Source organism: Pseudomonas brassicacearum (assembly GCF_000585995.1).
GTDB classification, from domain to species: Bacteria; Pseudomonadota; Gammaproteobacteria; order Pseudomonadales; family Pseudomonadaceae; genus Aquipseudomonas; species Aquipseudomonas brassicacearum_A.
Window position 1 is genome coordinate 6,360,016 of record NZ_CP007410.1, and the last position, 17,229, is coordinate 6,377,244.

Annotated in this window: 18 protein-coding genes; 8 read left to right on the forward strand and 10 right to left on the reverse strand. The window is 61.2% G+C overall.

Annotated elements, in window-relative coordinates; genetic code table 11:
* Positions 1-2: 2 nt before the first annotated feature.
* Complete coding sequence (gene hemB / locus CD58_RS27455) at positions 3-1,016, reverse strand: porphobilinogen synthase (RefSeq protein ID WP_025216069.1); 1,014 nt, start codon at positions 1,014-1,016, stop codon at positions 3-5.
* 205 nt (positions 1,017-1,221) lie between these two features.
* Here hemB and CD58_RS27460 point away from each other — a divergent pair, with 205 nt between their 5' ends.
* Complete coding sequence (locus CD58_RS27460; protein ID WP_025216070.1) at positions 1,222-1,845, forward strand: DedA family protein; 624 nt, start codon at positions 1,222-1,224, stop codon at positions 1,843-1,845.
* Here CD58_RS27460 and CD58_RS27465 read toward each other — a convergent pair.
* Positions 1,826-3,061, reverse strand: coding sequence for a sterol desaturase family protein (locus CD58_RS27465; RefSeq protein ID WP_025216071.1), 1,236 nt, complete (start codon positions 3,059-3,061; stop codon positions 1,826-1,828). The genes CD58_RS27460 and CD58_RS27465 overlap by 20 nt on opposite strands.
* A gap of 114 nt (positions 3,062-3,175) precedes the next feature.
* On the opposite strand from CD58_RS27465, the gene elbB reads away from it, so the two are divergent.
* On the forward strand, positions 3,176-3,844 hold the full coding sequence (elbB, locus tag CD58_RS27470) for an isoprenoid biosynthesis glyoxalase ElbB (protein WP_025216072.1): 669 nt from the start codon (positions 3,176-3,178) through the stop codon (positions 3,842-3,844).
* A gap of 122 nt (positions 3,845-3,966) precedes the next feature.
* Here the strand turns inward: elbB and CD58_RS27475 are convergent, their stop codons facing one another.
* Positions 3,967-4,422 carry a YaiI/YqxD family protein gene (locus CD58_RS27475; RefSeq protein WP_025216073.1) on the reverse strand — a complete coding sequence of 152 codons (456 nt, stop codon included), beginning with the start codon at positions 4,420-4,422 and terminating at the stop codon, positions 3,967-3,969.
* A gap of 114 nt (positions 4,423-4,536) precedes the next feature.
* A complete protein-coding gene (locus CD58_RS27480; protein WP_025216074.1) occupies positions 4,537-6,435 on the reverse strand; it encodes an FTR1 family protein in 1,899 nt (632 codons plus the stop codon).
* Between the two features lie 316 nt (positions 6,436-6,751).
* Here CD58_RS27480 and CD58_RS27485 point away from each other — a divergent pair, with 316 nt between their 5' ends.
* From CD58_RS27485 to CD58_RS27500, 4 genes are all read left to right on the forward strand, one after another.
* Positions 6,752-8,146 (forward strand): COG3014 family protein, encoded by a 1,395-nt coding sequence (locus CD58_RS27485; protein ID WP_025216075.1) that lies wholly within the window; start codon positions 6,752-6,754, stop codon positions 8,144-8,146.
* A gap of 18 nt (positions 8,147-8,164) precedes the next feature.
* Entirely contained in the window at positions 8,165-8,536 is a 372-nt protein-coding gene (locus tag CD58_RS27490) for a YcfL family protein (RefSeq protein ID WP_025216076.1), read from the forward strand.
* Positions 8,537-8,698: 162 nt separating this feature from the next.
* Positions 8,699-9,286: a penicillin-binding protein activator LpoB gene (gene lpoB, locus CD58_RS27495; RefSeq protein ID WP_025216077.1), complete on the forward strand. Its 588-nt coding sequence runs from the start codon at positions 8,699-8,701 to the stop codon at positions 9,284-9,286.
* Positions 9,287-9,289: 3 nt separating this feature from the next.
* On the forward strand, positions 9,290-10,033 hold the full coding sequence (locus CD58_RS27500) for a hypothetical protein (protein ID WP_025216078.1): 744 nt from the start codon (positions 9,290-9,292) through the stop codon (positions 10,031-10,033).
* A gap of 136 nt (positions 10,034-10,169) precedes the next feature.
* Here the strand turns inward: CD58_RS27500 and rhtB are convergent, their stop codons facing one another.
* The 3 genes from rhtB to CD58_RS27515 all read right to left on the reverse strand — a co-directional run bounded on the left by rhtB (position 10,170) and on the right by CD58_RS27515 (position 13,396).
* Complete coding sequence (gene rhtB, locus CD58_RS27505) at positions 10,170-10,802, reverse strand: homoserine/homoserine lactone efflux protein (protein ID WP_025216079.1); 633 nt, start codon at positions 10,800-10,802, stop codon at positions 10,170-10,172.
* 102 nt (positions 10,803-10,904) lie between these two features.
* Positions 10,905-11,486: a mechanosensitive ion channel family protein gene (locus CD58_RS27510; RefSeq protein WP_025216080.1), complete on the reverse strand. Its 582-nt coding sequence runs from the start codon at positions 11,484-11,486 to the stop codon at positions 10,905-10,907.
* Positions 11,486-13,396 carry an ATP-binding cassette domain-containing protein gene (locus tag CD58_RS27515; RefSeq protein WP_025216081.1) on the reverse strand — a complete coding sequence of 637 codons (1,911 nt, stop codon included), beginning with the start codon at positions 13,394-13,396 and terminating at the stop codon, positions 11,486-11,488. Before CD58_RS27515 ends, CD58_RS27510 begins: the two co-directional genes overlap by 1 nt.
* A 50-nt stretch (positions 13,397-13,446) precedes the next feature.
* Here CD58_RS27515 and CD58_RS27520 point away from each other — a divergent pair, with 50 nt between their 5' ends.
* A complete protein-coding gene (locus CD58_RS27520) occupies positions 13,447-13,911 on the forward strand; it encodes a TIGR02444 family protein (RefSeq protein ID WP_025216082.1) in 465 nt (154 codons plus the stop codon).
* Here CD58_RS27520 and CD58_RS27525 read toward each other — a convergent pair.
* Positions 13,908-15,107: an AlgP family protein gene (locus CD58_RS27525; RefSeq protein ID WP_025216083.1), complete on the reverse strand. Its 1,200-nt coding sequence runs from the start codon at positions 15,105-15,107 to the stop codon at positions 13,908-13,910. The two genes, CD58_RS27520 and CD58_RS27525, sit on opposite strands and share 4 nt — an antisense overlap.
* Before the next feature lie 191 nt (positions 15,108-15,298).
* Here CD58_RS27525 and CD58_RS27530 point away from each other — a divergent pair, with 191 nt between their 5' ends.
* Positions 15,299-15,964, forward strand: coding sequence for an FKBP-type peptidyl-prolyl cis-trans isomerase (locus tag CD58_RS27530; RefSeq protein ID WP_025216084.1), 666 nt, complete (start codon positions 15,299-15,301; stop codon positions 15,962-15,964).
* Between the two features lie 60 nt (positions 15,965-16,024).
* Here CD58_RS27530 and CD58_RS27535 read toward each other — a convergent pair whose 3' ends face one another.
* Both CD58_RS27535 and CD58_RS27540 read right to left on the reverse strand, forming a co-directional pair.
* Positions 16,025-16,483, reverse strand: coding sequence for an Rsd/AlgQ family anti-sigma factor (locus CD58_RS27535; RefSeq protein ID WP_025216085.1), 459 nt, complete (start codon positions 16,481-16,483; stop codon positions 16,025-16,027).
* Between the two features lie 175 nt (positions 16,484-16,658).
* A complete protein-coding gene (locus tag CD58_RS27540) occupies positions 16,659-17,201 on the reverse strand; it encodes a disulfide bond formation protein B (RefSeq protein WP_025216086.1) in 543 nt (180 codons plus the stop codon).
* Between the last annotated feature and the right edge of the window lie 28 nt (positions 17,202-17,229).

The window sequence follows — 17,229 nt, forward strand, 5'->3', positions numbered from 1 at the left end:
GGCTATTTCTGCTCTCGTAACAATTGGGCAGCGCGCACGGCAAAGTAAGTCAGGATGCCATCAGCTCCTGCACGTTTAAAAGCGGTCAAGGACTCGAGGATCACTGCTTCGCTCAACCAACCGTTCTGGATTGCGGCCATGTGCATGGCGTACTCGCCGCTGACCTGATAAACAAAGGTCGGCACTTTGAACTCATCCTTGACCCGGCAAAGAATGTCGAGGTAAGGCATGCCCGGCTTGACCATGACCATATCTGCCCCTTCTGACAAGTCAGCCGCGACTTCGTGCAAGGCTTCGTGGCTGTTGGCCGGGTCCATCTGATAAGAGGCCTTGTTGGCCTTGCCCAGGTTCAGGGCCGAGCCGACCGCGTCGCGGAACGGGCCGTAATAGGCACTGGCGTACTTGGCCGAGTAGGCCATGATCCGCACGTTGACGTGGCCGGCCACTTCCAGGGCTTCGCGGATCGCCTGGATGCGGCCGTCCATCATGTCCGACGGTGCCACCACCTGGGCGCCGGCCTCGGCGTGGGAAAGGGCCTGCCTCACCAGTGCATCGACGGTAATGTCGTTCTGCACATAGCCTTCTTCATCAAGAATGCCGTCCTGGCCATGGGTGGTGAACGGGTCCAGCGCCACGTCAGTGATCACCCCCAGCTCCGGGAAGCGCGCGCGCAGGGCGCGGGTGGCACGCTGGGCGATGCCCTCCGGGTTCCAGGCCTCGGCAGCGTCCAGGGACTTGAGGGTCGATGGGGTCACCGGGAACAGCGCCAGCGCCGGAATGCCCAGCTCGACCCACTGGGCAGCTTCTTCGAGCAACAGATCGATGGTCAGGCGCTCCACGCCAGGCATCGACGCCACCGCTTCGCGACGGTTCTCACCGTCCAGCACAAACACCGGCAAGATCAGGTCGTTGGTGGTCAGTACGTTTTCACGTACCAGCCGACGCGAGAACTCATCACGGCGATTGCGACGCAGGCGGGTAGAAGGGAACAGACGATTGGCGGGGGTAAAGCTCACGGCAGACTCCTGAGCCCGTGCTGACGGGCGAGCGTGACAGTTATAAGCGGCCATTATGACCAAAGCATTACAGTTGTGCGCACCTGTGACCTGTCGTCGCAGTTATTGTCATTGTAGGAATTGTTCACGTCGAGACACATTTCGATACTTTCCTGAATGTGCTCGAAGGGTTAGGCTGCGCGTTCATTTCGCCAGCACCCAGACAATGCTCCAACAATTTCTGCATGACTTCGGCTACTTGGCCCTGTTTATCGGCACGTTCTTCGAAGGCGAAACCATCCTCGTGCTCGCAGGCTTCCTGGCGTTCCGCGGCTATATGGATATCAATCTCGTGGTGGTCGTGGCGTTCTGCGGCAGCTATGCGGGCGATCAGCTGTGGTATTTCCTGGGCCGCAAGCATGGGCGCAAGCTGCTGGCGCGCAAGCCACGCTGGCAATTGATGGGGGATCGCGCGCTGGAGCATATCCGCAAGCATCCGGACATCTGGGTCCTGAGCTTTCGCTTCGTCTATGGCCTGCGTACGGTGATGCCGGTGGCTATCGGCCTGTCAGGCTACCCGCCGGGCCGTTACCTGTTGCTCAACGGCATCGGTGCGGCAATCTGGGCCACGGCACTGGCCGCCGCTGCCTACCACTTCGGCGCAGTGCTCGAAGGCATGCTGGGCAGCATCAAGAAATACGAGCTGTGGGTGCTCGGCGCCCTGTTGTTGCTGGGCCTGTGCCTGTGGCTGCGTCGGCGCTTCAAGACCGCGCGGCAGGCCAGGAAGGTCCTCGAAGCCGAGCGCCTGGCACAAGCCAAGGCCGGCGAACCTACGACGCCAACCGAGTAAACCGGTTGCGGCAGCAATACAGGCCAATACCACTGAGCAAGCTGTAGCTGAGCAACCCGACCCAAGCCACTGGGCCGGTCGGCCACAAGCCGACCAGCGGCGCCAGCCACACCAGCGGCAGGTTCGAGGCCAGCCGCAACAGCTCCAGCCTCAGCGCCCACGGGCGATTCTCCAGGGCCACGCCCAGCACGAACAACCCCCATGCCACCGCTCCCCAACCGAGCACCAGGGCGGCGACCGGCAGGCTGTTCTCCAGGTTCATCAAGTAACTGCCCAGCGCAATGTAGACGCAGAACTGCAGCGCCACATACCCCTGCTGGCGCCCGTCCAGCGGCACCTCGAACTTGCGGAACTGGCTCAGCTGCGGCTTGTTCAGCGGGTACCTGGCGGCAACGTCCGCCGGCCGCCAACCGGTGGGCATGAACCAGATCCGCAACTTGTCCCACCCGCGCTCGGCTCGACGGGCATCCGCCCATAGTTGTGCATAGAACTGCAGGTTGGCCCACAACGGATTCCAGCTGGCCAGCGGCGTGGTTACACCAAAAATCACCGGATCGTTGTCGTCTTCTTCCTGGAAGGTGCCAAACAGACGGTCCCAAATAATGAACACCCCGCCGTAGTTGCGATCCATGTAGAGAGGGTTCTGTGCATGGTGGGCACGATGATTGGACGGCGTAACGAAGCACCACTCCAGCCAGCCGAGCTTGGGAATGTGTTGGGTGTGGACCCAAAACTGGTACAGCAGATTCAACGCCGCAACGCTGACGAACACCACCAGCGGCACGCCCAGCACGGCCAGCGGCAGGTAGAAGATCCAGCTCAACACAAATCCGGTGCTGGTCTGGCGCAACGCGGTGGACAGGTTGTAGTCCTCGCTCTGGTGATGCACCGAATGGGCCGCCCAGAGGATATTGCGTTCATGGCCCATGCGGTGCAGCCAGTAATAGCAAAAGTCGTAGAACACAAAGGCAAACACCCAGACCCAGGCCCGGTCGTCAGGCAGTTGAGTGACGGCCAGATGCTTCAATGCAAAGGCGTAGGTCACCAGCCCCACGCCCTTGGTCAGCAAACCGGTGGTGGTCGACAGCACACCGGTGCTCAAGCTGTTGATCGCGTCCGCCACACGGTAGTGACTCACACCACGCCAGCGATCAGCCAGCAACTCGACGGCGATCAACACGAAGAAGAACGGTACGGCATACAGAATGAAATTCATGACGCGACCCGAGCTTGTAGGTAACCGGCAGATTAGGTGTAGCCGCTGGAGAACCCTATGGCAACGAGTGACAAATTAGTGGACATTTAACGCCATGAATCTGGAGAAAAAACCATGAGCAAAAAAATTGCAGTGATCCTTTCCGGCTGTGGCGTGTACGACGGCGCCGAGATCCACGAAAGCGTGATCACCTTGCTGCGTCTCGATCAGCGCGGCGCACAGGTGCAATGTTTCGCCCCCAACATCGCCCAACTGCATGTGATCAATCACCTGACCGGAGAAGAAATGCCCGAGAGCCGCAATGTGCTGGTGGAGTCGGCGCGGATCGCTCGGGGCAACGTGAAAGACTTGCGCGAAGCCAGGGCCGAGGATTTCGACGCCTTGATCGTACCCGGTGGTTTTGGCTCGGCGAAAAACCTCTCCAACTTTGCCGTCGAAGGCCCGGGTTGCACCGTGCAGCCAGAGGTCCTGGCGCTGACCGAAGCCTTTGCCGAGGCCGGTAAACCGGTGGGGCTGATCTGCATTTCCCCGGCCCTGGCGGCCAAGATCTACGGCCCTGGCGTGGTCTGCACCATCGGCAACGACGTCGACACCGCCGCCGCCGTGGTCAAGATGGGCGGCACACACGAAGACTGCACCGTCACCGATATCGTCGAAGACACCGCGCGCAAACTGGTCAGCACCCCGGCCTACATGCTGGCGCAGAACATCAGCGAAGCGGCCTCGGGCATCAATAAGCTGGTGGACCGGGTGCTGGAATTGACGCACGAGAACGACGCCTGACACCGCCGCCATCCTTGTGGGAGCGGGCTTGCTCGCGAAGGCGGTGTGTCAGCCGATAGAGATGCCAGCTGATCCGACGCTATCGCGAGCAAGCTCGCTCCCACAGGGGGGTTACACAGAACTCAAGCCATTCGGGCCAAGCGCGTCAATATCCGATCCAAGGCATTGGCAAACCCCTGCTTGTCCCGCTCGCTGTACGCCGCCGGGCCACCGCCCATGTGGCCCTGTTCACGCAAATCGGTGAACAGGTTGCGCACCGCCAGCCGATCCCCCATGTTTTGGGCATCGAATTCCTTGCCCCGAGGGTCCAGGGCGGCGACACCCTTCTTCACCAACCGGTCCGCCAAGGGCACATCGCTGCAGATCACCAGCTCGCCCGGCACGGCGTGTTCCACCAGGTAATCGTCCGCCGCATCGGGGCCGCTGGGTACCACGATCAATTTCACACAGGCCAGGCCCGGCTTGATCTGCGGCTGGCCAGCCACCAGCACCACTTCGAACTGGCGCTTCAAGGCAAACTTGACCACCAGTTCCTTCGCGGCCTTGGGACAGGCATCGGCGTCGATCCATACGCGCATTGGGGTTGTTCCTCTTTTTAAATGCATCGCGAGCAAGCTCGCTCCCACATAGGGCAGCCTACATCTTGTGGGAGCGAGCTTGCTCGCGATCATGGGCGCAGCGAATGCCGCTGTTCAGGAAACCTGGACCCGACGCTTCTCCGCCACCCAACTGCGCCCATACAGCACCACGATCGCCAGGATCGCCACCACCTGGGCCGTCAGCGAATAGGCATCGGCATGGATGCCCAACCAGTCGAAGTCAAAGAACGCCACCGGATGGGTGCCGAAGATCCCGGCTTCCTGCAACGCCTTCACGCCATGGCCGGCGAACACCACTGACAGCGCACACAGCAACGCGGCGTTGATGCTGAAAAACAGCGCCAGCGGCAGTTTCGCCGAGCCGCGCAGGATCACCCAGGCCAGGCCGACCAGCAGCACCAGCGCTGTCGCGCCACCCGCCAACACCGCGTTGTGCCCGGCGGGGCCGGCCTGCAACCACAGGGTTTCGTAGAACAGGATCACTTCGAACAGCTCGCGATAGACCGAGAAGAACGCCAGGATCGCGAAACCAAAACGGCCACCGCCGCCCACCAGGCTGCTCTTGATGTAGTCCTGCCAGGCCGCCGCATGGCGCCGGTCATGCATCCACACCCCCAGCCACAGCACCATCACACTGGCGAACAACGCCGTCGCGCCTTCGAGCAATTCGCGCTGGGCGCCACTGACGTCGATCACATACGCGGCCAGCCCCCAGGTCGCCAGGCCGGCCAACAGCGCCAGGCCCCAACCCACGTTGACGCTGCGCACCGCCGACTGCTGGCCGGTGTTGCGCAGGAACGCCAGGATCGCCGCCAGCACCAGGATCGCCTCCAGCCCTTCACGCAGCAGAATCAGCAACCCGGAGACGTAGCTCAGCGACCAGTTCAAACCGTCGCCGCCCAACAGGCCGGCGGATTCCTTCAATTTAGCTTTGGCGGCGTCCAGACGCTGCGCGGCCTGCTCGACCGGCAAACCGTCCTGCAGCGATTGACGGTAGGCCATCAAGGCCTTTTCAGTGTCTTTGCGCACGTTGGCATCGACATTGTCCAGCGAGCTTTCCACCAGCTCGAACCCTTCCAGATAAGCCGCTACCGACAAGTCATAGGCTTGGTCGTGGTCACCGGCGCGATACGCCGCGATGCTTTTATCCAGGGTGGCGGCGGTGTAGTCGAGCAACTGCGCCGGGCCGCGCTGTACTTGCGGCGGCTGGGCACGCTGGGCGCGGAAGGTGGCCGCTGCTTCGGGACCTTGCGCGGCGAGCACTTCGGCCGGCGTCTGACGCGCGAGGTCGGCAAGGTTGTAGGTTCGTTCACTTTTGGCGGCAGCCGGGTCGGCACTGAAGCTGGCGATGTAGGTTGCCAGGTCCCAACGCTGACGGTCGTCGAGCTGATCGGCGAAGGCCGGCATGTCGGTGCCCTCGACGCCCATGCCGAGGGTGTTGTAGATCGCGTAGAGACTCAGGCGGTCCAGGCGCTGGCCGTCGCGCAGATTGGAAGGCGCAGGTTCGAGGCCGACACCGGCGGGGCCGTCGCCGGCACCGCTGTCACCGTGGCACACCGAACAGTGTTGGGCGTACAACGGCGCACCGCGTGTAGGGTCCGGGGTGATGATTGGCGCCTGGCTCACTTCGTAAGCCACCGCCAACCTGGCCCCCAGTTGCCGGGCCAGGCGCGCGACTTCGCCGCCGTCCTGGCGCTGGGTGATGGCGCCGCGCAATGCGGCGATGCCTTGGGTCAGTTCCGCCTTTTCCGGCTTGGCCGGCAGGGCGGCGATCAACCCTTCCAACACTTGGATGAACTCCAACTGCTCCCGGTATTCCGACGCCTCGACAACCTTGCCCGCTTCGACCGTCACTGGGTAATCCGCCCCAATGTAATCCAGCAAATGCAGTGCTTGTGGGGCGCCTTCAACGGTGTCGGCCAGCAGATGAGTGCTGCACAGCGCAAGCAACGGCAGTGCCAGCCAGGCCAGGATACGAAACGGGGCAGTCATGAATGACTCTCAGTTGGTAATAAGAAGTAACACATTGTTCACTTCCAATGACTTTGGCTCAAGGGGCGATGTGCTCTGGAAGCAGATTTTCATCGGATTTTCATGGTTTGGAGGTGATGTCACAAAAACAGCAGATAGACATTGAAAAGCCATTACATAGCCAACGGCCATGTTTATAATCCTGCCGCCCTCTTATTGTCAGATGGCATAAAAGCTCCTCTTTTTATGAGGAACTGACAGCGTTCCGACGCCTGTCCGTGGGATCGCCCCAGCCCGACCCGCACACCCCGGCTGATACCTCAGGGAAGATGTAGTCATGGCCTCCCGTGCCGCTTTTTCGCTCGCCCTCGGTGCGATCACCTTGTTGTCCGGCTGTTCGGCCTTTCGCAACTACGACAGTGAATTGGCCCAGACCAACCAGCAGCTGGCTTCCGGCAACGTCGATGCGGCGTTGACCCTGCTGGAAAAGAACAACAGCAGCCAGGACAAAGACCTGCTGTATTTCTTCGAAAAAGGCGAATTGCTGCGCGCCAAGGGTGATCTGTCCGGCAGCCAGTCTGCCTGGACCAGCGCCGACCAGCAGGTCGGCCAGTGGGAAGACGCCGTCAAGCTCGACACGGCCAAGTACCTGGCGCAGTTCGGCAGTTTCCTGGTCAACGATAAAGTCCGGCGCTACGAGGGCTATGACTACGAAAAGGTCATGCTGACCACCCAGATGGCCCTGAATCTGCTGGCAGTGAACGACTTCGACGGTGCGCGGACGCAGATCAAGAAAACCCACGAACGCGAAGCAGTGATCGCCGACCTGCGGGACAAGGAATACCTCAAGCGCGAAGAGGATGCCGAGAAGCAAGGGGTCAAGACCGAGTACAAGGACCTCCAGGGCTATCCGGTGGCCAGCCTCGACGCGCCGGAAGTGGTCAGCCTGAAAAACAGTTACCAGAGTGCGTTCAGCCATTACCTGGCCGGTTTCGTCTACGAAGCCCTGGGAGAAAAGGACCTGGCCGCGCCAGGCTATCGCAAGGCCGCTGAACTGCGCCCGAACACCCCGTTGCTGGAACAGGCGCTGCTCAACCTCGACAAACCAGCCACCAAGAACGACGACAGCGACATCCTGATCGTCGTCCAGAGCGGCCTGGCGCCGTCCCGGGATTCGATTCGCATTCCCCTGCCCTTGCCCATCAGCGGCAACCTGGTCATCACGCCACTGTCGTTCCCGCTGATCAAGCCTGACACCTCCACCGCCACCTTCGCCCAGATCGGCGTCGACGGCCGTCAGCTCGACCTGACCCAGCTCAACAGCACCACCGCCATGTCCCGCCGGGCCCTGCGCGATGACATGCCGGGCATCATCCTGCGCACGACCGTGCGGGCAATCACCCGTGGCGTGGCACAAAAGCAGATCAATGATACCAATCCCCTGGCCGGCCTGGCCGTGGGCATCACCTCGGCCGTGCTCGAAGGCGCCGACACCCGGACCTGGCGCACCTTGCCGGACTACACCCAGGTGGTACGCCTGCGCCTGAAGAAAGGCGAGCACCAAGTCACCTTGCCAAGCGCCGTGGGCGGCTCGGTGGTCAAGGTCACCGTCGACCAGCGTTACCAAGTCATCAGCCTGCGGGCGGTGGGCAACCAGGTGTTCGCCGGCGGCCTGGCTGCCCAGGTGATGCCCAGCGCCAACCCGACCGCCATTGCCCTTAAGCAACCTTAAGAACGGAGTCTTGTTCACATGCGTTTAAAACTGATCGCCGTCGGCGCCCTGGCCTTGCTGGCCGGTTGCGCCACCCCGCCGCCACCGGAGCCGGGCAGTGCCGCCAGCAAGGTCGTGGCAATGGGCAAGACGAAAAACATCGTGGTGGGCGCCATGCGCGTCGCCCGGGAAAACGGCTACCTGACCGTCAACGTGCAGCTGAGCAACACCAGCTTCAACAACAAGACTATGTATTACCGCTTTGCCTGGCTGGGGCCGGAAGGCTTTCCGATCGCCGAGGAAGAAACCTGGAAAACCCTGAGCCTGTACGGCGAACAGACCAGCTTCCTGCCGGCCATCGCGCCGACGCCCAAGGCTGTGGATTTCCGTTTGGAAATCAATACCCCTTGAGCTGCACAACCTGTGGGAGCGAGCTTGCTCGCGATGGCATTGGATCCGCCAGCAATGATGCTGACTGACACACCGCTATCGCGAGCAAGCTCGCTCCCACAGAAAGCGACCGAGTGACAGGTATTACGCGTTATCCCTTTTTCAGTTTTCGAGAGCATCCCCATGTTTGTACGCATTTCCTCCATCGCCCTCGCCGCCCTGCTGGTCAGCGGCTGCGCCAACAACTCCCCGGTCCTGGGCAACAAGAACATCAGCTACGGTGACACCAAGGCCGTGGAAACCGTGACCAACGAGTTCGGCTCCACCGACTTGCAAATGATCGCCGAATCCATGACCCGCTCCCTGGCCCAATCCGGCGTTTTGCAGGGCCGTCCGGTGGTTCAGGTCTATGACGTGAAGAACAAGACCAGCGAGTACATCGACACCCGCGAAATCACCACCAGCATCAAGACCCAACTGATGAAGACCGGTGCCGCGCGCTTTGCCAGCGACAACACCGCCATGGACAGCCAGGTCGACCAGCTCAAGCTGCAGAACCAGAGCGGCCTGTACAAGAAAAGCACCGTGGCCAAGACCGGCAACATGATCGCTGCCAAATACCGCATCGAGGGTTCCATCAGCTCGATCGTCAAGCGCAGCAGCGACTACAAGGACGTCTTCTATAAATTCAGCCTGCAGTTGATCGACGTCGAAAGCGGTCTGGCCGAGTGGATGGACGAAAAAGAAATCCGCAAGACCACGGAGCGTTAAGCCATGCGCACATGGATCGGCATCATGGCCCTGGCCTGCGCGTTCGGCGCGCAGGCGGCCCCAAAAGTCGCGGTCACGGACCTCGCGTATCAGGAGCGGGTGGAAGAGTACATCCACACCGTTTCCGCCCAGAGCAACTTCCAGGCGAATGGCTACAGCGCCAGCGCGTCGTCGAGCTACGACGAAATGGAAGCCACCAGCAGCTATATCGAGCAAGGTGAACTGCGCAAGTTCACCGGTGACATCAAAGGCGAGATCCTGCGCAGCGGGATGTTCCAGCTGGTGCAGGGAACACCGCACACCGCGTCTTCCAAAGGCGACGTCTATGACGTCATCAAGCGCATCAAGGGCGGGCAGTTCAAAGGTGCCGATTACGTGCTGTTCGGCACCGTTTCCGACATCGACTTCACTCGCGACATCAACGAACTGGCCAACACCAACAGCTACTCGGCAGTGCTTGCACTGACGCTGGTGGCGGACTTCAGCCTGATCAACACCAAGACCTTCGAAATCACCTCGGCCTTCACCGCCATGGGTGAAGGCCAGGACACCAAGCTGTTGAACCACCGGGATGTCCACATCAGCCTCAACCGTCCGCGAGTAGTACGCGACGTGTCCAAGGCTCTGGGTGAAGACGTGGCGCGGCAAATGAGCGAACAACTCGGTGGCCCGCGTTACGAACAGCCTGGCGAACCCGTGCAGCGCAATAATCTGCCCCGGGATACCGCGCCGGTGATCCTGCGCTGAGCCACACCGCTGGAGAGATGCTTTTGTGGCGAGGGAGCTTGCTCCCGCTCGGTTGCGCAGCGACCGCAAAATCTTGGGGCTGCTTCGCAGCCCAGCGGGAGCAAGCTCCCTCGCCACAGGGTAGTGTGAAAGTCGGTTACACCGCAGCCTTGCGAATCGTCGCGAGCAAGCCCGCCGCCCCGATGAACAGGCCAGCAAACGTGCGGTTCATCCGCCGTTGCTGCTTCGGTGTGCGCAACAGGCGCAGGACTTTGGACGCCAGCCCGGTGTACCCGGCCATGACGATGAGGTCGACGCAGATCATGGTCACGCCCAGGATCAGGTACTGCTTGAGCAAGGGGGCATGGGGGTCGATGAATTGCGGCAGCACCGCCAGCATGAACACCAGCGCCTTGGGGTTGCTGATGTTGACCAGAAAGCCGCGAAACACCAGAGCCAAAGGGTTGCCGATAGGACGCACAACGGACTCATCACTGATATCGCCGGGGATGGCTCGCCACTGTTTGATACCCAGGTAAACCAGATAGGCCACACCGAACCATTTGATCGCGTAGAACGCGGTAGCTGATGCGGTGAGGATCGCGCCAACACCGGCGGCGACGATCACGATTTGCAACGCCAGGCCCAGCTGCAGGCCCAGGGCATTCCAGTAACCGCGCCAGAAACCATAGCGCAGGCCACTGGACATCGATGCAATGGCACCGGCGCCTGGGGAAAGACTGATCACCCAACAGGCAGCGAAAAACGCCAGCCATGTTTCCAGCAACATTGCACACCTCGGCTCAGATTCGTCGGAAACGACTAAGCTAATGCGCCACCGCACGATTGACCATCGCTTTTTTGCAAACAACAGCCCATCTGCACGGCCGGATTATTCGACGAAACCGCCGACCGGAAACGTCTCGCTGCCACGCCAGCGCCGAACCGAACGCTGGAAAAACAGGCTGTTGGGCACTTGCACCATGGCGCTGCCGGTGCCGAGCTCCTCGGGTTCGATCAGCGTGGTGTACAGCAGGTTGATCGCCACCACGCGGCCCTTGATGCCAGGCTTGTCGGTGGTGTCCACCAGCTCGACCACATCCCCCAGGCGAAACGGCCCGACGGTGTAGATCAAAACGGCGCACAGCAGGTTCGATAACACACTCCAGATGGCGAAAAACGCCACCGCGGCCACCGCGACGAAACCCGACAGCGCGGTCCACAGCACCGTGGCCGAGACGCCCAGGCGCTCGAGCACCACCAGCACAGCGCTGCCCATGATCAGCCAGCGCAGCACGCCTCGCAGGATGATCACCAATTGCGGTGGGAAGGGGTAACGCTCACCCAGGCCTGTAAGGGTCCGTGCCACGACACGCTGCGCGACATAGCCAGCCAGCAGGATCAGCAGGATTTGCACACCGAGCCAGATCGGCTCGATCCACATGACAGGGATAGGCAACGCCAACGCTTCCATCAGGACAACGCCTCCAGCTCCGCTTGCAAGTTTTCCAGCAGCTCCAAGGCTTGCATCCACGCCTCCTCAAGCTCCGCTTCCCGAACCTTCAGCCTGGCCTGTTCGGCCAGCAGATCACGCAGCTCATCCTTGCGCGCCGCTTCGTAAAGACCGCTGTCGCCGAGGCTGGTTTCGATTTTCTGCAGCTTTTCATGGAGCTTGCCCAGTTCGACTTCGAGCTTATCGGCTTCGCGCTTATGGGGCGCCAACTGCTGACGCAGAGCCGCTGCGGCCTGGCGCTGGGCTTTCTTGTCGGTCTTGTCCGGGTTGACGGGCGTGGTGCTGACCGGGGCATTGCGCTGACGGTACTCCACCAGCCAGCGCGCGTAGTCTTCCAGATCGCCGTCGAACTCCTCGACCTTGCCGTCGGCCACCAGAAAGAAATTATCCGTGGTGCTTTTGAGCAAATGCCGATCGTGGGACACCACCAGCACGGCCCCACTGAATTCCTGCAAGGCCATGGTCAGGGCCAGGCGCATTTCCAGGTCGAGGTGGTTGGTCGGTTCGTCGAGCAGCAATAGGTTCGGCCTACCCCAGGCGATCAACGCCAGCGCCAGGCGAGCCTTTTCGCCACCGGAGAAATTCAGCACCGGTTCGTCGATACGCGCGCCGCGGAAATCGAAACCACCGAGGAAGTCGCGCAGGACCTGCTCGCGCTCGGTCGGCGCCAGGCGTTGCAAATGCAACAGCGGGCTGGCCTTGGAATCCAGGGAGTCGAGCTGATGCTGGGCGAAGTAGCCAACCACGGTGTTCTCGCCCCGGGTCAGGCGCCCGGCAAGAGGTTCGAGTTCACCGGAAAGGTTTTTGATCAGGGTCGACTTACCGGCACCGTTGGGCCCCAGCAGACCGATCCGCGCACCCGGGGTCAGTTGCAGCTTGACCTTCTCCAGCACGGTCTTGTCGCCATAGCCCAGGCGCGCGTCGGACAGGTCGATCAGCGGGCTGGAAATCTTGGTCGACTCGCGAAAGACGAAATCAAACGGTGAATCGACGTGGGCCGCGGACAGCTCCTCCATCCGCTCCAGCGCCTTGATCCGGCTCTGGGCCTGGCGGGCCTTGGTGGCCTGGGCCTTGAAGCGGGCGATGTAGCTTTCCATGTGCGCACGCTGTGCCTGCTGCTTCTCGTAGGCCTGCTGTTGCTGGGCCAGGCGTTCGGCACGGGCTCGCTCGAAAGCACTGTAGCCGCCGCGGTACAAGGTGAGCTTGCGTTGATCGACATGGGCTACGTGATCGACCACGGCGTCGAGGAAGTCCCGGTCGTGGGAAATCAGCAACAGCGTGCCGGGGTAGTTCTTGAGCCAATCTTCGAGCCAGATGATGGCGTCGAGATCCAAGTGGTTGGTGGGCTCATCGAGCAACAGCAAGTCCGAGGGGCACATCAAGGCCTGCGCCAGGTTCAGGCGCATCCGCCAGCCGCCGGAGAAATCCCCGACCTGACGGTCCATCTGCTCATTGGTAAAACCCAGGCCTGCCAGCAATTTGCGCGCGCGGGCATCGGCGGTGTAGCCGTCGGCGCTGTCGAGCTCCGAATGCAAACGGGCCTGGGCAGCGCCGTCGTGGGCCGCCTCTGCCGCCGCCAGGTCGCGTTGAACCTGGCGCAGGCGCAGGTCCCCGTCGAGCACGTAGTCCACTGCCAGGCGCTCGAGGGTGTCGACCTCCTGGCGCATGTGGGCGATACGCCAATCGGCCGGCAGCAAGCAGTCGCCCGAGTCCGGGTGCAGCTCACCCCTCAGCAAGGCGAACAGGCTCGATTTGCCGGCACCGTTGGCACCGATGAGGCCGGCTTTGTGGCCGGCGTGCAGGGTCAGCTCGGCGTCTTCTAGCAGACGTTGCGGGCCACGCTGTAAAGTCAGGTTCTGAAGTCGGATCATAATGGCGGCGGAGTCTACCAGCTTCGCTCACAACTGGCGCGAGTAGCACGATGTCCCCTGACCTGTGGAGCTTTTCCCTCGACCTCTATGCCAAGCCTGGCGTAGAGCCGGCCTGCCTGGCGCTACAGAACGCTGGCGCGAATGTGTGCCTGCTGCTTTGCGGACTTTGGCTGGAACGGCGCGGCGTAACCTGCAATGAACAACGGCTGCAACAGCTTCGGCAATTGACCGAGCCTTGGGATGCAGAAGTGGTAAGGCCCTTGCGCTTGCTGCGCAGCCAATGGAAAACCAGTGCCCTGCAAGACACAGCACTCAATAGCCTGCGCGAACAGCTCAAGGGACTGGAGTTGGAAGCCGAACGGCGATTGCTGGAGCGATTGCAGGCAACGACCGAGGATTGGCCTGAGGGACAACAGAACGATTCAGCGCAATGGCTGCAAGGGCTGGCGGCGAGTGCCGACCCAGCGAACCGCGACGCGCTGCATCAGCTGCGCGTCGCGGTGTCCGGCACTTAGGAAGCGCTGGTTGGGTTGCTGGAGCTCGGCGCTACGGCGGCGGATGGGCTGATCGCCGGGGCCGGAGTGCTGGCGGTTGGAGCAGGTGTCGTGGTCGAAGCAGCCGGTGCCGATGTCGCAGGCTTGGCTGCTGGCGCAGTCGAGGCTTTTGCGGTGGCTGGCTTTTTCACGGCGGGTTTCGCCGCTGGCTTGGCGGCAGGTTTTGCAGCGACCGGTTTCGCGGCAGCTGGCTTGGCTGCAGGCTTTGCAGCGGCCGGTTTCGCGGCAGCTGGCTTGGCTGCAGGCTTTGCAGCGGCCGGTTTCGCGGCGGCTGGCTTGGCCGCAGGTTTTGCCGCAGCGGGTTTGGCAGCGGGTTTAGCCGTCGCTTTGGCAGGTGCTTTGGCAACAGCTGGCTTGGCAGCCGGTTTCACAGCAGGCTTGGCCGCAGCAGTTTTTGTTGCCGCAGGCTTGGCAGCGGGTTTCGCAGCGGCAGGTTTGGCAGCAGCTTTTGCAACCGGTTTGGCGGCGGCGGTTTTAGCGGCAGGCTTGGCCGCAGGTTTAGCGACAGCTTTTGCAGCAGGCTTAGCGGCAACAGGCTTAGCGGCGGCCGTCTTTGCAGCGGGTTTGGCGGCAGCTTTCGCAGCTGGTTTTTTTGCCGCTGGTTTTGCAGCGCTGGCAGCGACCGATTTGGCAGCCGGCTTGCTTGCTGCTTTGGCCGGTGCTTTCGCAGCTGGCTTGGCAGCCACTTTAGCGGGTGCTTTTGCCGCGACGGGTTTAGCTGCCGGCTTCTTGGCCGATACAGCAGCAGGCTTGGCAGCACGAAGCGACAGCGCCTTGCCCGCAGCCTCTTGCACGCGACCAACGCCCTGGGCCAGTTTCAGGCTTTCCTGGGCATCACGCTTGAGTTGCAGAATGTAGGTGCGGGTTTCGGACTGACGATCCTTCAAGGCATCGAGCAGGTCTTCGAGTTCTTTCACAACGTCCTTGGCCTTGGCTTGTGCCTTGGCCTTGCCAGCGGTGGCTGCGTCTTGCAACTTGGTGCGCGACTTGTGCAGTTTCTCCTGGGCTTTGCCACGTTGTTTTTCCAGTTTGGCGAGCAGTTTTTCAGCATCAGCCAGGGCTTGGGAGCAGGCATTTTCCAGATGCTCGAGCAAGCTGCCCGAAAGTTGTTGGAGCAGGTGCAACGGAGTGTTTACTGGCTTCTTGGTGGCCGACATGGTTTACCTCCTGACTGACGTGAGTGCGGCTCATACTAGACCTCTGCTGCAACCGCCGCTAGGGCATGTTGACAGTACACAAGACGTTGCGTTGCAAGAGACGAAAAATCTTCTACATCCGTGCCTGGGCAATCCACCGCTACAGATATCGACACTGGCATAATTCCTCGATTCGAGGCCGGAGAGCACACATGTCGCGTCACCTGTTTTTAAGCCTGTGCATGGTTTGCTCCATGACTCAGGCCGTTGAAAAAACCAACGCAAACGAGGCTCGCGATCTGGCGTACAGCTTGGGTGCGAGCCTGGGTGAACGCCTGCGTCAGGACGTACCCGACCTGCAGATCCAGGCCCTGGTGGAAGGTCTGCAACAGGCCTATCTGGGCAAGCCTCTGGCTCTCAAGGATGAACGCATCGAACAGATCCTGGCCGCGCATCAGGCGCAACTGACGGCGCAATCCACGACACCGCAGATCGAAGTCGCACTGAAGACCGAACAGAAATTTCTCGATGAAGAAAAAAACCGCCCCGGGGTCCAACAGCTGGCAGACGGCATCCTGCTGACCGAACTCAAGCCAGGCCACGGCGCGAAAGCCGGCCCCCACGGCAAGGTCCAAGTGTTGTACATCGGCCGGTTGCCGGACGGCACCGTATTCGACTCCAACCGGCAAGCCCAGTGGTTCAGCCTCGACAGCGTGATTGACGGTTGGCGCAGTGCATTGCCGCAGATGCCGGTTGGCGCGAAGTGGCGGCTGGTGATTCCTTCGACCCAGGCCTATGGCGCCGAAGGTGCCGGGGATGTGATCCCGCCATTCACGCCTCTGGTGTTTGAAATCGAGTTGCTGGGCGCGACAACCTGACACTGCCCCAAACGAAAAACGGTGCGCAATGCGCACCGTTTTTTTATTACCGCGAGCCCTTCAGGCCTGGACCGGAGCCTCTTCCTTGTGGGCGTTGTGCAGCACTTCGATCAGGCAGTCTTCCAGTTCGAAGCGCTCGTGCAGCAAGCCGCCCAGCTCTTTGAATTTTTCCGCTACGCACTTGCCTTCATCACAAAGGTCGTTGAACGCCAGCAGTTTTTCGGTGATGACGTCGATGCGCGGATAGATCTGCTCGGCGAGCTCCAGGCCACGCTTGTCGTTGAAGGCCTTGGCCTCGCCCGTCAGTTGTTCGTAGATCTCGAAATGACCGGCAGACACATAGTCGACCAGCACACCGCAGAACTCCTGCAACGGTTTGCGGCTTTCGCTCAGCGCTTCAGGCTTGTCGCCGAGAGCATCATAGGCCCGAACCAGTTCGTGACGCTCCTGCAACCAGCGGTCGATCAGCAGATGCACCCCACCCCAGCGTTCCTGAGCATTCTGACAACTTTCGAGCATGGTGATTTCTTCCCTTGTGAGTCATGCCCCCTCGCAGTCTGCACACGCCTGAATGATCAGGGACAAGCCAGACAAACATGATCGAGCGGCACAATTCCAATAACACGTGCGGGCCAGATTATGCCCGCACGACAACCGCTTCAAGGTACGCAGGAGATAAAGTTCATACAAGTGTTTAATCCAACACCCGGACCAGGTGCGACGTATCGCCGCTGAGCGGTCGTACCAGAGCACTCCAGACAAGGCGCAACAGCAAATAGCTCATCGCGCTGGACACCGCGAGAAAAAACAACAGGCTCCACTCGGGGATGCTCAGGTCGAACAGCGTCCAAGTGATGTTCGCGCAGTCGACCGCACCGTCGAGGACGCGATGCAAGGCACACCACCAGGAATCCGACCTATGCATCTGCACAATACAATCGGGCAACTGCTCGAACGAAACGCTTTGCATCAGGACTTGACGCCACGCGAGGATCATTCCCGCCGACGCAAAAACCAACCCCATCGCCCCATAGAAAATGCTGCCCTTTTCACCCGGACCGTGTACGCAGGCCACGAGGCCATTCACCAGAAACAGCATCAGGCACAACCGCTGCAAAACACATAGGCTGCAAGGCGTCAGGCCGACCGCATATTCCAGATAACTGGCGATGCCCAAAGCCAGGGCAGCGGCAATGGAAGCCATGAGAAACAAGAAGCGTGAGCTGGCCAAAGACATGGCGGTTCCGTAACAAAAGAGACAAGCA

Excerpts from the sequence above, each read along its gene's own strand:
- CD58_RS27530 (WP_025216084.1), top strand. The coding sequence starts at position 15,299 with ATGTCGCGTCACCTGTTTTTAAGCCTGTGCATGGTTTGCTCCATGACT.
- elbB (WP_025216072.1), top strand. The coding sequence starts at position 3,176 with ATGAGCAAAAAAATTGCAGTGATCCTTTCCGGCTGTGGCGTGTACGAC.
- CD58_RS27480 (WP_025216074.1), bottom strand. The coding sequence starts at position 6,435 with ATGACTGCCCCGTTTCGTATCCTGGCCTGGCTGGCACTGCCGTTGCTT.
- CD58_RS27510 (WP_025216080.1), bottom strand. The coding sequence starts at position 11,486 with ATGGAAGCGTTGGCGTTGCCTATCCCTGTCATGTGGATCGAGCCGATC.
- CD58_RS27515 (WP_025216081.1), bottom strand. The coding sequence starts at position 13,396 with ATGATCCGACTTCAGAACCTGACTTTACAGCGTGGCCCGCAACGTCTG.
- CD58_RS27500 (WP_025216078.1), top strand. The coding sequence starts at position 9,290 with ATGCGCACATGGATCGGCATCATGGCCCTGGCCTGCGCGTTCGGCGCG.
- rhtB (WP_025216079.1), bottom strand. The coding sequence starts at position 10,802 with ATGTTGCTGGAAACATGGCTGGCGTTTTTCGCTGCCTGTTGGGTGATC.
- CD58_RS27475 (WP_025216073.1), bottom strand. The coding sequence starts at position 4,422 with ATGCGCGTATGGATCGACGCCGATGCCTGTCCCAAGGCCGCGAAGGAA.
- CD58_RS27460 (WP_025216070.1), top strand. The coding sequence starts at position 1,222 with ATGCTCCAACAATTTCTGCATGACTTCGGCTACTTGGCCCTGTTTATC.
- CD58_RS27535 (WP_025216085.1), bottom strand. The coding sequence starts at position 16,483 with ATGCTCGAAAGTTGTCAGAATGCTCAGGAACGCTGGGGTGGGGTGCAT.
- lpoB (WP_025216077.1), top strand. The coding sequence starts at position 8,699 with ATGTTTGTACGCATTTCCTCCATCGCCCTCGCCGCCCTGCTGGTCAGC.
- CD58_RS27465 (WP_025216071.1), bottom strand. The coding sequence starts at position 3,061 with ATGAATTTCATTCTGTATGCCGTACCGTTCTTCTTCGTGTTGATCGCC.
- CD58_RS27485 (WP_025216075.1), top strand. The coding sequence starts at position 6,752 with ATGGCCTCCCGTGCCGCTTTTTCGCTCGCCCTCGGTGCGATCACCTTG.
- CD58_RS27525 (WP_025216083.1), bottom strand. The coding sequence starts at position 15,107 with ATGTCGGCCACCAAGAAGCCAGTAAACACTCCGTTGCACCTGCTCCAA.
- CD58_RS27540 (WP_025216086.1), bottom strand. The coding sequence starts at position 17,201 with ATGTCTTTGGCCAGCTCACGCTTCTTGTTTCTCATGGCTTCCATTGCC.
- CD58_RS27520 (WP_025216082.1), top strand. The coding sequence starts at position 13,447 with ATGTCCCCTGACCTGTGGAGCTTTTCCCTCGACCTCTATGCCAAGCCT.
- CD58_RS27490 (WP_025216076.1), top strand. The coding sequence starts at position 8,165 with ATGCGTTTAAAACTGATCGCCGTCGGCGCCCTGGCCTTGCTGGCCGGT.